This is a genomic window from Vibrio sp. TH_r3, from assembly GCF_033101115.1.
Classification (GTDB): domain Bacteria; phylum Pseudomonadota; class Gammaproteobacteria; order Enterobacterales; family Vibrionaceae; genus Vibrio.
Window position 1 is genome coordinate 78,709 of record NZ_JAWMPW010000011.1, and the last position, 15,405, is coordinate 94,113.

Consider the following 15,405-nt stretch of genomic DNA (forward strand, 5'->3'; position numbering starts at 1 on the left):
TGTAACTTACACCCTTATTGATTTTTTTGTTACTTATTGGCTGCTGTTACTGCTTCGTTAAATTATTTACAGTATGTTATAGTGTAAAAAGCTGAACTTTATAGGTCAAATAATGAAATCTGTTGATAAAACTTCCTCATTTAAAAGTTCTATCTTGCTTTTAACGATGGTCGCCTGTCTATTTTTTGTCACTTCAATGGCTAAGGCCATTGAAGTGGATAAAAAGCATCTTTTACTTATCTATTCTTATCACCCAACATTTGCGACTACCAACCAAGTGTATCAAGGGTTACTTTCTGGTCTCGACGGCGCTCCCGTTGAAATCGATATCGAATATATGGATAGTAAATCATGGTATGACGATACCAGTATCAATAATTTTTATCGCTCTCTAAGTTATAAGTTAAAGAATAGACAACAATATGACTATATCGTTACATCAGATGATAATGCATTAGATTTTGCTCTGACCTATAGAAAGCAATTGTTTCCAGATACCCCCATTGTTTTTCTAGGGGTTAATAATATTGAGTTCGCGATGGCTCAGAATAGTGATCCTGCTGTTAGTGGGGTTATTGAAGCGACCTCTATTCCTGCAAATATAGAGATAATTAAATCAATATTTCCTGATAAAACTGATATTTATGTTATCGGTGATGGCACCACAACAGGAAACATTGATATAGATAAATGGTCAGTGTTGGTTGATGATTACCCGTCAATACATTGGCATCTGTTAGATTTAGAAGAATTGAGTTGGGATGAATTTAAGCAAGCGCTCAAGTCGATTGACCCTGATTCCAGTAGCCTCTTATTACTGTCTGCTTATCGTGATAAAAATAATGTCAATGTGACGTTTGATGAGTCGTTGAATCTTATCGTGAGTAATACTGATACGGCTATTTTTCATCCATATCAGCATGGTATTGGCGAAGGTATCTTAGGTGGTGTTGTGGTCGACCATGAACAACAAGGGATCAAAGCTGGTAAGATTGTTGTTCAACATATGTTAGGTGGCGCTAAGGTTAATATTCCAGTTATTGAAGCAAGTCATAATTTGCCCATTTTTGATGCTAGACAGTTACAACGTTATAAAGTGGAATCATCCAATTTACCTGAAGGCTCGGTTGTTAAGTTTGAAGAGGCAAGTGTATTTGAACGATATACTACCGAAATTATCGGCGTTCTATTGGTTCTAGTTGTATTACTCTTGCTACATGGTTTCGCCCGTTACCAAACTAATAAACATACTAAAGCGAGTGAAAAAAAGCTGAGAATTATTCTAGATAGCATCGACGCTTTTATCTATTTAAAAGATCTTTCTGGAAAATACTTGTTTGCAAATAAGTTGACCCGTGAACAATTTGGCCTGTCGTTTGATGAAATGTTGGGTAAAACGGACTATGACTTGTTTGATAACAATATGGCGAAAAAAATAGAACAAGTTGATCAAAGGGTCATAAAATATAAGTATAAATACAGCCAAAATGAAAGCTTTTGGCGTGAAGAATCACAATCTTTACAAGAAGTTATTACCACTAAAACGGTACTTTTAGACGAAAATTCAAATGCTTATGCTTTATGTGGTGTGACAGTAGATATAACCGCACAGAAAAGACACGAAAGGCTACTCGAACAATCTGCTTTTTATGACACGTTAACTGGGGTACCTAACCGTCTGGTGTTTATAGAGCGATTAACTCAAGCAATGTGTAAGAGTGACCGAAGTAATAGAACACTTTTTGTTGTGTTTTTTGATATCGATAATTTTAGTCAGATAAATAAAAAGCATGGTCATGACTTTGGTGATACCGTACTCAAGGCGGTTATTAATCGTGCTAAAAAGGTAATTAATAAAGACAGTGTAATAGCGAGACTAGGTGGTGATGAATTCTATTTATTGTTTGAGTCAGAATCCAACTCGCAACATGAACCCAAACGTGTCTTAGAGTCGATTTCTGAGCCAATCGACATTGATAACCACCAAATCGTTCTTACCGCTTGTGCTGGTTTAACTAGCTATCCACAAAGTAACAGTATTGAGCCTGAGCATTTAATGCGTCAATCTGAGCAAGCTTTGTATATCGCGAAAAGTTATGGGGCGAACCAAATACGGCATTTCAATGGCTACGAACCGAATATTGAAAATTCTAGTCAGTTTAACGAGTTGCTGAGAGCTTTTTCTTCCAATGAATTTATGCTCTATTTCCAGCCTAAAGTGAGTCTGATTGATGGAAGTATTGTTGGTCTTGAAGCGTTAATTCGCTGGAATCATCCAGATAAAGGTGTAATGACACCTGACTTGTTTCTTCCTGATGTAGAAAGGTATAACTTAATCAAAACGCTTGATGATTGGGTGATAGACCGAGCGTTGTTACAAGTAAATACTTGGTTTGAAGAAGGACTCACTATTCCGGTTAGTATTAATGTCAGTCATGCCTATTTTAGACAGAAAAACATTGCTGAACTGTTGAAGGAAAAGTTATATCAGTATCCAAATTTACCTTCTTCTCTTATTGAAATTGAGATTGTAGAGACTAATGCGTTAGATAATCTTACTGAGGTTGCCGATACCATTCGATCATGTAAAGAATTAGGTATTTGTTTCGCTTTGGATGATTTTGGTACGGGTTACTCTTCGTTAACTTATTTACAGCAATTGCCGGTAAACTCTTTAAAGGTAGATCGAAGTTTTGTTATTAATATGCTAACTAGTAAAACGGACTTAAGTATATTACAAGGTATTTTAGGTTTTTGTCGGGCATTTGACATGACATCGGTTGCTGAAGGAGTCGAAACTATAGAGCACGGACGTAGGCTTAAAATTATGGGTTATCAAGTTGCTCAAGGGTATGGTATCGCTCGACCTATGCCAAGCGACCAAGTACATCAATGGGCAAATAATTGGGTATCGCCTAGAGAGTGGGAAGAAGTGCAATAACCCGCTAATATCAATGTTGATTATGAAAGGTTAGCAATGGAAGCTGCAAAATTATTGGTTGATTGTAAAAATACTCACGGTGAGGGTATTGTTTGGTGCCATCAAAGCCAACGATTATTTTGGACTGATATAGAAGGATGTACGCTGTGGACCTACAGTTTGCAAAATCAGTCGTATCAGACTTATGAAATGCCCAATCGCTTATGCGCATTTATGATTAAAGAAGATGGTACGTTGCTTGCGGGATTCGATCAGTATGTTGCAATCATTAATCTTGAATCCAATAACATTCAAAAACTATTCGATTTCGAACCAGAAAATCCTTTTAGTCGCTTAAATGATGGTAAGCCTGATTTAAATGGTAATTTTGTTATCGGTGGTGTAAATGAATCAGACGATGAAAGTTATTGTTCGTCAGTCATTAAAATCGATCGTGATTTGAGTGTTCATACATTAATAAAAGACGTCACCTGTGCAAATAGTATTTGTTTCTCACCAGATGGTAAAACCCTGTATTTTTCTGACACTCCAAAACATAATATTATCGCGTATGACTATTCACCAACTTGTAAAACGTTACCAGAAGGACGAGTTATCTTTGCGGGGACCGATCGATTTTCATTTCCTGATGGTTCGACAGTAGACCAAGAAGGCTATATTTGGAATGCTGTATGGGGAGGGAGTGCGGTTATTCGGATTGATCCAAACAGTGGGGCAATTGACCGGGTAGTTGAAGTACCAGTTAACAACCCAACTTGCGTTGCAATAGGTGGCAAAGATTTAAATTCGCTGTTTATTACCTCTTCTCGACAAGGATTAACAGAGCAAGAGTTGTTTGATAATCCTCAATCTGGTGGTCTATTTACGATTAGTTTATAGAGGGTCAATGTATAAAATTTAGATTTATAAGAGCAAATAAAGTTGACTAATAATTTACTCCGGAGTACTGTGTTTATGTACAGTATTTATTGTAAAGGAGAAAAATATGTTAGCCGACACAATAGAACGCGTAAATAAACTGAGAAAACAAGCAATGAACGATCCTGAATTTATTCGTTCATCAAAGGAGCATGAGCGCAGTATTGTATTGAATGACAAAAGAACCAGTGCTGATAATTGCCAAGTTAATAAAACGCCGAAACGATTTGATAAAGTATTCAAACAAGCTGAATTTGGTGTTAATCCTTCAGGTGTTACTCACTGATTTACTAGTTAACTCGTTATTTATCTAACCAATATCGGTACCGGCCTACCATACTTTCGTTACCTAATATCCCACCTTGGTGTATATACAGTAGTGTCTTGCTTGGGTTATTTGGTATCCAAGTAAGTAAACATTGCCACATAAAAGGATCGTATAGTAGGTCGAATTCAACTTGGGTCTGTATTTCTAACGCTTGCCATAGCTGGTATTCATTTTTGCTCAGACGTCCAAAATGATGTTTTTTGTCGCTAGCAAGAATAGTGGGGTGAGGTGCATCGTTATCTACTTCTGCAAATTGTTCAATTAAGTAATCTTTATCACCAACACAGGCACAAGTTATGACCTTTATTTCGGCAGGTCGTAAATGTTTTTGCAGATAAAGTGATGTGGTACCAGTGCCTGATGGCAGTGCTACAACCCATTCTTGTTTCGGCTGAACAAGTGTCCATTGTATGATTTCTTGAGCAAGTTGTTTTACGCCTTCCTCTGCGATTGGAGAGCGGCCACCTTCAGGCACGATAAGTGTGTTGGGTCTATTGCTATAATTATCCAGAATGTATTGACTTGCATGCCGTCCATTACGATTTTCTACTTGTGATAAGTCAATAATATTTGCACCTAACTCCAAAGCGCCTCGATAATTACCACGAGGTTTTTGTTTTACGTATTTAGGAATATGATCGACAATAAAATCGAGGTCCCATTTTCTTATTGCACAAAGTGCCGCCAGGGAATACAAAGAGTTGGCTTGAATCGAACCGTAACAGACAAGCTGTTTAACTTGGGGAAATTCACCCGTCAATAATGACATGAATTTTCGGGCTTTGTTACCTGAAAATTGATGATGTAATAGATCGTCTCTCTTCAAGTAAAAAGAAACATTGTTGAATGTATGTTGGGTGATAGGGCTGTCAGATAATTTCATTTTCACATCGCTGAACATGCTTTGTTACAGAATTCAGCATGATAAAGTAATTTCTATCCAATAACAGCTTTTAGCCGACAACAGTCTTTAATTACCTACAAAGCCTTTAATTACCGATACCAGCCTTTAATTAATATAAGCTGCGCATCCAAGAATAAAATTGCTTTGCCTATTTATGTTTCTAGAGCTTATGTTTCCAGAGTTGTGGCATTTATTGCGCGATAAATATGGTGTTGTGTTCGCAAATTCGCTTCCAAACCCGTTCACCTGCAGGGTGCAGTTTGGTACGAGAGCGATATGCATATAATTCTGTGTTAACCGTTGCGTTTTCTGACTCAAGAATAACCAATTTATTCTGTTTGAGCTCTTCGGTTATGGCGTAATCCGGAAGCCAACCGATACCTTCCCCTTGTAAGATAAGCGCCTTCACTAGATCGGTCATTGAAGAGGAGAATATAGGTTTAAGTGCATAGTGGTTGCTATTTTGACGAGTGAGTCTGCCCATATAACTGGAGGTAGAATGCATAATAAATGGCGTGATTTCAGTTTTAGATAATGAGTATTTTGCTTGGTTATCATCCAAAACACTCACACAATAATTCTTGGAGTTGCCCAGTTTATGAGCTAAATAAGGTTCGGTAAGCAGCTGAGGGTTTTGATAGCTTAATACAATATCACAAGCACTGTCTTCAAGCATTTTAACGGCATCATCGACATCAATAGCTCGTACATCAAGAATAACGTCGTGCTCTTCAGCAAACAGGTTGAACTTAAACAGCGGTAATATATCGGTAGCGATAGAATGTCCTGCAACAATACTAACTTTTTGGTTGCCTAGAATAGACAAATCATTGAGTCGTTCTAATTCATATTCCAATTGGATTATCAGAGACCGGGCGCTAGTACGAAACTCTTTGCCACTTTGAGTAAGTGCAACGGGAGTTTTATCTCTATCAAACAGTTGGCAGCCTACCGCATTTTCCAATGCTTGAATTCGACGGCTAAAAGTCGATTGAGTGACATTTCTTTCTATTGCTGCTTTAGAAAAATTGCCTAGCTCGGCAAGTTTTAAAAAATCCTGTAACCATTTTGTTTCGATATTTAGCATGGTTTATCTCGTCTTAACTATGCAATATATGCATAGATATGCCAGTTATTTCATTTCTTATCAAGATTTATTTTTGCTAATTTATCAACGAAAAGGAGCGGATATGAACAAAAAACTAGGTGTATTAGGTGGTATGGGGCCGATGGCGACCGTAGACTTTGTTCGACGGATTGTCGAAAAGAGTCCAGCGAGTTCAGACCAAGAACATATGGCTATGATTATTTCGAATGATCCCGTTATTCCTGATCGAACCAAACATATTATGGAAAATGGAGAAAATCCATTAACTAAAATGTTAAATAACTTGATGACTCTGAGAGAATCGGGGGCAACTAAAGTGGTGATCCCTTGTAACACGGCACATTATTGGTTAGATAAATTAAGTGCTGATGAGAAGGTTTCATTTATTAGTATTATTGAGGCGGTGATGAGTGAAGCAAGCCGCAGACATATGAGCAAAGTTGGCGTATTGGCGACCAATGCAACTATTCAAACCGGCATCTATACTCGAGCTATTGAGAGTCGGTCGATGACTGCTATTCTTCCTACTGACCCGCAGCAACAGCAAGTTATGCAAGGCATTTATAGCGTAAAATCGGGAAAGATTGAACAGGGGAGAGAGATGATGGAACCTGTCTTTGACGATCTTATTGCTAGAGGAGCGGAAGGCGTTGTATTGGGTTGTACAGAAATACCTATCGCCTTTGATCACTTTTGCTCAGAAAAAAAATCTAGAGCATTGGATTCACTAGATATTTTGGCTGACCAGTGCGTTAAGTATTATTACTATGAAGTGTAATTATTTTCAAGTTGACCTTTGATATTGTACAAAGCTATTTTGACCGAATATATTCCTTGTAATTAATAAAAATTTATTGGATGTCTTGACCCTCCGCACAGACTAAAGTGGTTTAATACGCCACAATATTTTTTTGAACTAATGTTTTATATTTTTTATCAGTAAAAAGGAAGGTCTGAATGCGCATAGGAATTGATTTAGGTGGAACCAAAATAGAAGTGATTGCGCTGTCAGATCAAGGTGACGAACTGTTTAGAAAACGTGTAGATACACCGCAAGGGTCTTATCAAGATACACTTTATGCGATAAAAGGCTTGGTTGATGATGCTGAGAAGGCAACAGGGCAAACGGGTAGTGTAGGAGTTGGCATTCCAGGTACAATTTCTCCCTATTCAAAGAAGGTCAAGAACGCAAATTCAACGTGGTTAAATGGAAAACCAATCGATGTAGATTTAACCATTTTACTCAAACGAGAAGTTCGTGTTGCAAATGATGCAAATTGTATGGCTGTGTCAGAAGCGACTGATGGTGCAGGAGAAGGCCATAAAGTGGTTCTCGCGCTTATTTTAGGTACTGGTGCGGGTGCAGGTTTAGTTATCAACGGTATCCCTCATGCTGGAGGGAACGGTATCGGTGGGGAATGGGGACATAATCCTCTGCCGTGGCAAAACGCTGAAGAGCGCGCGATTGGCGATGCGACGCAATGTTACTGTGGACAACATGGCTGTATTGAACAGTTTGTTTCTGGTACTGGTTTGTGTGCGGATTATCAACGTAAGAGTGGCACTTCATTGAACGGTAAACAGATCTCAGAATTAGCCGATCAAGGAGATAAAACCGCATTATTAACATTAGAGGTTTATGAACATAGATTGGCAAAATCTATTGCCAGTGTGATTAATCTACTTGATCCCGATGTTGTTGTATTGGCAGGTGGTGCATGTAACATAAAGCGATTGTATGAAAATGTGCCTAAAATTTTACCTAATTATACGTTTGGTGGTGAATGTCATACCCCTATTAAAGCAGCGATTCATGGGGATTCAAGTGGGGTACGAGGTGCGGCTTGGTTGTGGCCAAACGAATAATAGAGTATTAATAAATTATTCGGGCTTATAAATACGACTTAGCGATGTTTGTTGGTTTTGAATGCCTTAATCGATTTTTTGTTATTAGTGCGCCTATTGGCTTGTTTATCTCTTGGTCTACGCGCACTTTCGCCGTAAGAAGGTTTATCCGTTACTGGAAATTGTTCTAACTGGTCTAGCTTTAATTCTCTGTTAGTAAATTGACGAATAGAATCCAAATGTTGGTTTTCATTATGACAAACTAAAGAAACCGCTAAGCCTTCTGCACCCATTCTGGCTGTTCGACCAATTCGGTGTACATAGGTTTCTGGGTTAGCAGGTAAGTCATAATTAACTACTACCGGTAAACGTTCAATGTGCAAACCGCGAGCAAGTAAGTCAGTCGCAATAACAACCATCAGTTTATGTTGTTTAAATAAATCTAATGTTTCATTTCGTTGTTGTTGGCTTTTATTTCCGTGTAATGCAGCACAAGAAATGCCGGATTTATTCAGCTTTTTACTTAACGCATCGGCATTTTCTCGTGTGGAAATAAACACCAATACTTGTTGCCATTGATGTTGTTTTATTTGGTGTATTAATACCTTGGCCTTGTTTCCTTTATTGACCAAATAAAGGTGTTCTTGTATCTGGTCGACAACGCTATTGATAGCATGCAGTTGAATTTGAACCGGATTAGACAATAGACTGTTGGCCTTTTCCTGCAATATTTCTGGCATGGTGGCCGAAAACAGAGCAGTTTGATTAATCGCTGGTAAATAACTAATGATATTGGTTAGGTCAGGCCAAAATCCCATGTCCAGTAATCGGTCAACTTCATCTAGTACTAACGATTTTACTCGTTGAACGTTGATCATGTTTTGTTTGAGCAATTCAAGCAACCGTCCAGGTGTAGCCACAATAATGGCAGGGTTGTTAGTTAACACTGTAATCTGGTGGTCTATTTCTGTTCCACCGCAAAGTGTCATCACCTGTACATCTATCTGTTGAGATATGCTTGATAGTTCATTGCTAATTTGTGTCGCGAGTTCTCTGGTTGGAACTAATACAATGGCCTGGTCAGCAGCACGATGCTGCATTGCTTTCTCAATAAGTGGTAACCCATAAGCCAGTGTTTTACCACTCCCTGTTTGAGCTAAAGCTAATAGGTCACGGTTATCCATCATTACCGGAATCGTCCGTATTTGTATCTCTTTAGCGGTTTTTATTTTTTCCGGTAAAGATGATATTAGTCTGGCGCTGATTGGTAACTCAGAAAATGACATAAATGGTTTCTTATTGATGGTTACAAATATGGAATGAATGGCAGTCTTAGTCTTGTTGTTCCGGACGAAGTTTAAGTTGAACTCCTTTTAAGAAATTACGTAGAATTTGGTCTTTACATTCACGATAATGTTTATTGTCTGGTTTGCGGAAAAAGGCACTTAATTCATGTTTGCTCATGATAAAGTTGGCTAACTCCATTGTGTGCAAAATATCTTCAGATTTCATATTAAGCGCTATGCGCAGCTTCATGAAAATCATATTGTTCGAAAGTTTCTTTTCTGGTGCAGGTTGTTCACCGTCACGCTTGCCTCGTTTAGTATTGATCAAACCATTTAAAAAGATAGCTAAGTCTTTATCCACCATGTTTTTGTAGTCTGGATCATCATCTTTTTTCAGCCAATTGCTAATCTGAGCACGAGTGACTGTATGGTCTGCGGCGGCAAATATTGCGATCATTTGTGCATCTTTAAAATCAAAAGTGTAACGGATTCGGCGTAAAATATCGTTATTAGTCAAAATAGTTCCTCATTTTTGTTAATGCTTAGCCATCAATCTGTGCATGTCTGCGGGTTCATTTGGTGATTTACAAGTCGATGTCTGCGCGTAAACTCTGCGTTCTGAAACCGTGACTAAGAATAATAGCGCGCACCTTACCACAGCATGTAATTCCAATACATACTGGATGGTAATCTAATTAGGTTTGTTTCGAATTTTGTTTAAAATTAATATCGATTGATAAAGTTTAGCACATATAGAAGGTGTGTATATTTACGTCTGACAACAAAGATTATGTTGATTAAGTAAGGCATCATAAAAAATTATCAATTTCATAAATTATCATAATTTTCAGTTAGTGTTATTTGTCATTATATTAACCTGCATAGAACAACAACCCACATTGAATAAATAGTGATTAGTATCGACTATAGAGTGTCAACTCGGAGGAAAACAGATTGAATAACCCACTTTTCCAATCAATTCAACTTGGTCAATTTCGTTTAAAAAATCGCATAGTTATGCCGCCTATGACTCGTTCCCGAGCAAGTCAACCAGGTAACGTAGCAAATGAAATAATGGCAGAATATTATGCACAAAGGGCATCGGCAGGATTTATTATTGCCGAAGGAACTCAAATTTCAGCATTAGGGCAAGGTTATGCTTGGACTCCGGGAATTTATTCTGTAGCCCAAATTGAGGGTTGGAAGAAAGTGACTAAAGCTGTACATGATCAAGGAGGCATTATTTTTGCGCAATTATGGCATGTAGGTAGAGTGACGCACCCTGACAACATTGGCGGTGAGCAACCAATATCTTCTTCTGCTTTAAAAGCAGAAAATGTGAAAGTATTTATTGATAATAATAACGGTGAACCTGGTTTTGTTGATGTAGTTGAACCTAGAGAAATGACCCTGCAGGACATCAAAAATGTGATAGAAGAATATCGTCAAGCGGCTTTAAATGCCATAGAAGCGGGCTTTGATGGCATAGAATTACACGCAGCAAACGGTTATTTAGTGAATCAATTTATTGATTCTGAAGCGAATAATCGCACTGATGAATACGGTGGTTGTGTTGAAAACAGACTGCGTTTCCTGAATGAAGTGGTTGCAGCAATGGTTGACGCTATTGGGGCCCAAAGAGTTGGCGTGAGGCTAGCGCCATTCACTTCGCTTAACGGTACAGTCGATGCAAATCCAGTAGAGATTTATGTTGCCGCTGCTACATTACTTAATAAGCACAAAGTTGTTTATCTTCATGTTGCGGAAGTAGATTGGGATGACGCGCCTGATACGCCTGAAACCTTTAAGGTTGCTGTACGTAAAGCTTATCAAGGAACATTAATTTATGCAGGGCGTTATAATAAAAATAAAGCAGCTGAAGCTATCGAGTCTGGTTTAGCGGATATGATTGGCTTTGGGCGTCCTTTCGTGGCTAATCCTGATTTACCAAATAGAATGAAACAAGGTTACCCGCTTGCAACGCATAATCCCGACACGTTATTTGGTGGTGGGGCAGAAGGACTGATAGATTATCCTGTGTATCGGTAGGATCAGTTTTGTTGAACAAAAAATGTCTAATCATTGCTGATTAGACATTTTAAAATACTGATTAGATATTGTTAACTTTATATCTATCGTTAGAGAAGACCTGCTTCTTTATAATATTTGATCGCACCTGGATGAAGAGGAGCAGACAGACCATCTTTGATCATTTCTTCTTTCTTCAAGTTTGCGAATGCAGGATGCAATTTCTTAAATGTATCAAAGTTTTCAAATACTGCTTTTACAATTGCGTAAACAACATTATCTGGAACTGATGTTGAAGAAACAAATGTTGCACCAACACCAAATGTCATTACATCAGAGTCATTACCATTATACATGCCGCCAGGAACGGTCGCTGTGCGGTAAAAACTGTTTGCTGCTAATAATGCATCTACTTCAGCGCCACTAACATCTACGATAGTACTGTCACAAGAAGTTGTTGCTTCTTTGATTGCACCACTCGGATGACCTACAACATATACCATAGCATCAATTTTGTTGTCGCATAGCGCTTTAGATTGTTCAGAAGCTTTTAGCTCAGAAGCCAATTTAAAGTCGTCATTGGTCCAACCATATTCTTTCATTAGAATTTCTATTGTGCCACGTTGACCCGAACCAGGGTTACCAATGTTAACTCGTTTACCTTTTAAATCTTCAAAGGTCTTAATGCCTGAATCAGCACGTGCAACAACGGTGAACGGTTCTGGGTGAATAGAGAATACTGCACGAAGTTCTTTAAATTCGCCCTGATCAGCAAATTTGCTTGTACCGTTATATGCATGGTATTGCCAATCGGATTGTGCGATACCAAGATCTAATTCTCCAGCACGAATCGTGTTGATGTTGTAGATCGAACCGCCAGTACTTTCAACAGAACAACGTATACCGTGTTCTTTTTTAGTTTTATTTACCAAGCGACAGATTGCTCCACCAGTTGGGTAATACACTCCAGTTACCCCACCAGTACCAATTGTAACGAACTGGTCTGCAGCACTAGCAGCAAATGAGGCGCCTAACAACACGGTGGTGGTTGTCGTCGCTAACAGGGTTTTCAATCGAGACATATTAGTTCCTTTTTTATGTGTATTTATTTTCCATGTAACTAAATCCAGAAGTCGCCAAAAGCGGCAACTAACTGTCTAACGCTGTGCGTTAACGGTAGGCATTATGCCTGTAAATATTTAGAAAATCTGCAATATCGTTAATATTATTGAGATACAGCGCACTGTTTTGAAATGGCTAATACGATTACGAACAGCTCCTCTTTTCGGTTTGTATGTTAATTGTGCAAATATACTCTAACATTTAAATGGATAGTAATAAGAGCATTGTATTATTTGAAATTATTAAGCAATTAATTGCTTAATAACCGGGTTTGGTCAGTATGTTTAATTAGATAAGTTTTATGTATAAAGCTCAGCTATGTTCTATACTCAGTTTATAAGGTAATAAAAATATAAAGAACACTATATGCCATTGATTAATGATACAAAATTACTAAGGTTGATTCGTTATGCCCCAGTGGTATTTATTGTATTATTTGTGATGTGTATTAATGTGGTAATTATTCAAGATAATCGAATTAAAGCGAAGCAAAGCATCGATTCATTACGTAGCGAAGTCATAGAAAGGCAAAAAAATATTATTCGTCAACACGTAGAATTAGTCGCTAATGAAATTAATTACCAAAGTACTAAAACAAGGGAAAGACTAAGACGGCAGGCAAAACAAAGAGTGAATGAAGCGTACGCTATTGCCAATAATCTTTATTTAAATAATCAAGATAAATCTAAAGATGAAATTATTAAACTTATATCGGATGCACTAAGACCGATTCGTTTTTTTGAAGGAAGAGGCTACTATTTTATCTTTCAAATGGATGGTGTGAGTGTTATGCACGGATTAAAACCTGAGATTGAAGGTAAATCTGCGTGGAATGCTAGAGACGCTCGTGGGACTTATATTCTTCAGCAGCACATCCAGCTTATACAGCAAGGTGGTGAAGCGTTTTATCGTTGGTGGTATCGAAAACCTAATGAGCCGAAAACTGAAGAGTTTGAAAAAATAGGTTTTGGCAAATTATTTGAACCTTACAATTGGATGATTGGTACTGGTGAATATGTTGTCGACGTAGAGCATGATGTGCAAGCTGAGATTATTGATTGGGTTACCGATTATGGCTATGAAGATAAAGGTTTTATTTTTCTGTTAGATAGTAATGGCACTGTTCTATCTCACCGGGAACCTAAGTTTATTGGTACAAACATTGCCGACTCTACGCTTATTACACGATTAAACAGAAAAAACATGATGCTTAAAGCGGAACAGGGAGGCGGCTTTGTAAGTTATAAAATTCCCGCTATTTATCCCGATACCAACGAAGTTACTGATCAGAAAGAACGCGAAAAAATTAGTTTTGTGCAAGGAATAGAAGGCTGGGACTGGCTAATCGGTACAGGCTTTTATTTAGATGACTTTGAACAGTATTTATTGAAAAATCAAGATTTACTGCGTGAACAAAATCAACACGAATTTGTTAAAATGTTGACACTGAGCTCTATTCTTACCGCATTGACTATTGCCTCATCCTTGGTATTAAATAACATGATCGCTAATCGATTCAATAATTTCCAATTGCGCATAAATGCGGACTTCAGAGAATTAGAGAATACCAAAAATAAAATGCAACATATGGCGACGCATGATGCCTTAACTGGGCTTCCTAACCGATTACTGTTAATTAATGAAATTTCTCAAGGTATAAAATATGCGAAAGAAAATGGGTTTGAATTAGCGGTTGTCTTTGTTGATTTGGACGATTTTAAAAAAGTTAATGATTTATATGGCCACGCTTCAGGTGATAAATTGTTAGAAATAGTCAGCCGAAAATTTGAAACAATTTTAGGACCTAGAGATACTATTTCACGCTTTGGTGGCGATGAATTTATATTTTGTTTTCCTCAGTTGAGAGATGCGAAAGAAGCACAAGAAAAGTTAAATACTATTAGTCGTGTATTTGACGATCAGTTTGTTATAAACGGTAAAGTATTGATTACCAATTGTAGCATTGGTGTCAGTATGTTCCCTTCCGATAGCGATAATGCTGAAAGTCTTATACGTAAAGCTGATATTGTTTTATATAAATCTAAAGCGACTCAAAAAGGCAAAGTCATGTTTTATGACGACAGCATTAATGAGCAAATTCAGTACGAATATAGATTAGAAGAAGAATTGCGTGACGCTGTTGCTAAACAAGAAATTTTCGTTTTATATCAACCACAAATTGACGTTAAATCAGGAGAGTTAGTTGGTGTAGAGGCGCTGGCTCGTTGGAATAATGAACAGTTTGGAGTTATTTCTCCGGCTATATTTATAGAAATTGCGGAACGAATTGGAGTGATTAACGAAATAGGACAGTTTGTGTTCCGACGTACTTGTGAAGATATATTGTCAATTTCACCTAACGGAAAAAACGCAATTGATGTTTCGGTGAATATTTCCCCAAAACAGATATTAGAACAGAACTTTATTGAACAATTGATCGAAGTAATAAGTAACGTTGGTATTGAGATACAACGAGTAACTTTAGAGATTACAGAAAATATCTTAATCAATGATGTCAATGAAGTGTCGCCAATTTTAAATGAATTACGTGAACTCGGTTTTGGTATTTCATTGGATGATTTTGGTACAGGTTACTCTTCGCTTAGTTATCTTAATAATTTACCTATCTCTGAGATAAAAATAGATCGGTGTTTTATTGATAAGATAACCCACAATTCTCAAAGTGTTAGTTTGATTAAGGCGATTATTGCTATTGGTCATTCTGGTGAAATGAAGGTTGTTGCCGAAGGCGTAGAGTCGAAAGAACAATATGTTAAACTTGTTGATCTAGGTTGTTCCTTGATACAAGGATATTATTTTGATAAGCCATTATCGATTGAAAAACTGATATTAAGAGAAGAGGGAAAGGTAAGTGCTTAGACATTTACTCGACTAAGCACTTAATAGAGGTTACTTTGTAGCTGT

Annotated in this window: 12 protein-coding genes; 7 read left to right on the forward strand and 5 right to left on the reverse strand. The window is 37.6% G+C overall.

Features of this window, described 5'->3' with window-relative positions:
• The first annotated feature begins 112 nt into the window (after nucleotides 1-112).
• The 3 genes from R3X26_RS11155 (at nucleotide 113) to R3X26_RS11165 (ending at nucleotide 4,145) form a co-directional block, all read left to right on the forward strand.
• On the forward strand, nucleotides 113-2,941 hold the full coding sequence (locus tag R3X26_RS11155; protein WP_317717390.1) for an ABC transporter substrate binding protein: 2,829 nt from the start codon (nucleotides 113-115) through the stop codon (nucleotides 2,939-2,941).
• A gap of 36 nt (nucleotides 2,942-2,977) precedes the next feature.
• Complete coding sequence (locus R3X26_RS11160) at nucleotides 2,978-3,820, forward strand: SMP-30/gluconolactonase/LRE family protein (protein WP_317717391.1); 843 nt, start codon at nucleotides 2,978-2,980, stop codon at nucleotides 3,818-3,820.
• Nucleotides 3,821-3,926: 106 nt separating this feature from the next.
• Nucleotides 3,927-4,145, forward strand: coding sequence for a hypothetical protein (locus tag R3X26_RS11165; protein ID WP_317717392.1), 219 nt, complete (start codon nucleotides 3,927-3,929; stop codon nucleotides 4,143-4,145).
• Nucleotides 4,146-4,161: 16 nt separating this feature from the next.
• Here the strand turns inward: R3X26_RS11165 and R3X26_RS11170 are convergent, their stop codons facing one another.
• Both R3X26_RS11170 and R3X26_RS11175 read right to left on the reverse strand, forming a co-directional pair.
• The gene (locus R3X26_RS11170; protein WP_317717393.1) at nucleotides 4,162-5,070 is read right to left on the reverse strand and encodes a 1-aminocyclopropane-1-carboxylate deaminase/D-cysteine desulfhydrase; all 909 of its coding nucleotides are present in this window, start codon (nucleotides 5,068-5,070) and stop codon (nucleotides 4,162-4,164) included.
• Nucleotides 5,071-5,281: 211 nt separating this feature from the next.
• A complete protein-coding gene (locus R3X26_RS11175; protein WP_317717394.1) occupies nucleotides 5,282-6,178 on the reverse strand; it encodes a LysR family transcriptional regulator in 897 nt (298 codons plus the stop codon).
• Between the two features lie 103 nt (nucleotides 6,179-6,281).
• Here R3X26_RS11175 and R3X26_RS11180 point away from each other — a divergent pair, with 103 nt between their 5' ends.
• Together R3X26_RS11180 and mak are read left to right on the forward strand one after the other, a co-directional pair.
• Entirely contained in the window at nucleotides 6,282-6,977 is a 696-nt protein-coding gene (locus R3X26_RS11180) for an aspartate/glutamate racemase family protein (RefSeq protein WP_317717395.1), read from the forward strand.
• A 179-nt stretch (nucleotides 6,978-7,156) separates the two neighbouring features.
• Nucleotides 7,157-8,065 (forward strand): fructokinase, encoded by a 909-nt coding sequence (gene mak / locus R3X26_RS11185; protein ID WP_317717396.1) that lies wholly within the window; start codon nucleotides 7,157-7,159, stop codon nucleotides 8,063-8,065.
• Nucleotides 8,066-8,103: 38 nt separating this feature from the next.
• Here the strand turns inward: mak and R3X26_RS11190 are convergent, their stop codons facing one another.
• Both R3X26_RS11190 and R3X26_RS11195 read right to left on the reverse strand, forming a co-directional pair.
• Nucleotides 8,104-9,330, reverse strand: a complete 1,227-nt coding sequence (locus R3X26_RS11190; protein WP_317717397.1) for a DEAD/DEAH box helicase — start codon at nucleotides 9,328-9,330, stop codon at nucleotides 8,104-8,106.
• Between the two features lie 46 nt (nucleotides 9,331-9,376).
• Complete coding sequence (locus R3X26_RS11195; RefSeq protein WP_317717398.1) at nucleotides 9,377-9,847, reverse strand: DUF1456 family protein; 471 nt, start codon at nucleotides 9,845-9,847, stop codon at nucleotides 9,377-9,379.
• Nucleotides 9,848-10,284: 437 nt separating this feature from the next.
• Here R3X26_RS11195 and R3X26_RS11200 point away from each other — a divergent pair, with 437 nt between their 5' ends.
• Nucleotides 10,285-11,379 carry an alkene reductase gene (locus R3X26_RS11200; protein ID WP_317717399.1) on the forward strand — a complete coding sequence of 365 codons (1,095 nt, stop codon included), beginning with the start codon at nucleotides 10,285-10,287 and terminating at the stop codon, nucleotides 11,377-11,379.
• A gap of 89 nt (nucleotides 11,380-11,468) precedes the next feature.
• Here the strand turns inward: R3X26_RS11200 and R3X26_RS11205 are convergent, their stop codons facing one another.
• Entirely contained in the window at nucleotides 11,469-12,440 is a 972-nt protein-coding gene (locus R3X26_RS11205) for a TAXI family TRAP transporter solute-binding subunit (protein WP_317717400.1), read from the reverse strand.
• A gap of 406 nt (nucleotides 12,441-12,846) precedes the next feature.
• Here R3X26_RS11205 and R3X26_RS11210 point away from each other — a divergent pair, with 406 nt between their 5' ends.
• Nucleotides 12,847-15,360 (forward strand): cache domain-containing protein, encoded by a 2,514-nt coding sequence (locus tag R3X26_RS11210; RefSeq protein ID WP_317717401.1) that lies wholly within the window; start codon nucleotides 12,847-12,849, stop codon nucleotides 15,358-15,360.
• Nucleotides 15,361-15,405: the final 45 nt, after the last annotated feature.

What these genes read in the sequence shown, in the direction of transcription:
- R3X26_RS11155 (WP_317717390.1), top strand. Translation starts at nt 113, where the DNA reads ATGAAATCTGTTGATAAAACTTCCTCATTTAAAAGTTCTATCTTGCTT.
- R3X26_RS11160 (WP_317717391.1), top strand. Translation starts at nt 2,978, where the DNA reads ATGGAAGCTGCAAAATTATTGGTTGATTGTAAAAATACTCACGGTGAG.
- R3X26_RS11165 (WP_317717392.1), top strand. Translation starts at nt 3,927, where the DNA reads ATGTTAGCCGACACAATAGAACGCGTAAATAAACTGAGAAAACAAGCA.
- R3X26_RS11170 (WP_317717393.1), bottom strand. Translation starts at nt 5,070, where the DNA reads ATGAAATTATCTGACAGCCCTATCACCCAACATACATTCAACAATGTT.
- R3X26_RS11175 (WP_317717394.1), bottom strand. Translation starts at nt 6,178, where the DNA reads ATGCTAAATATCGAAACAAAATGGTTACAGGATTTTTTAAAACTTGCC.
- R3X26_RS11180 (WP_317717395.1), top strand. Translation starts at nt 6,282, where the DNA reads ATGAACAAAAAACTAGGTGTATTAGGTGGTATGGGGCCGATGGCGACC.
- mak (WP_317717396.1), top strand. Translation starts at nt 7,157, where the DNA reads ATGCGCATAGGAATTGATTTAGGTGGAACCAAAATAGAAGTGATTGCG.
- R3X26_RS11190 (WP_317717397.1), bottom strand. Translation starts at nt 9,330, where the DNA reads ATGTCATTTTCTGAGTTACCAATCAGCGCCAGACTAATATCATCTTTA.
- R3X26_RS11205 (WP_317717400.1), bottom strand. Translation starts at nt 12,440, where the DNA reads ATGTCTCGATTGAAAACCCTGTTAGCGACGACAACCACCACCGTGTTG.
- R3X26_RS11210 (WP_317717401.1), top strand. Translation starts at nt 12,847, where the DNA reads ATGCCATTGATTAATGATACAAAATTACTAAGGTTGATTCGTTATGCC.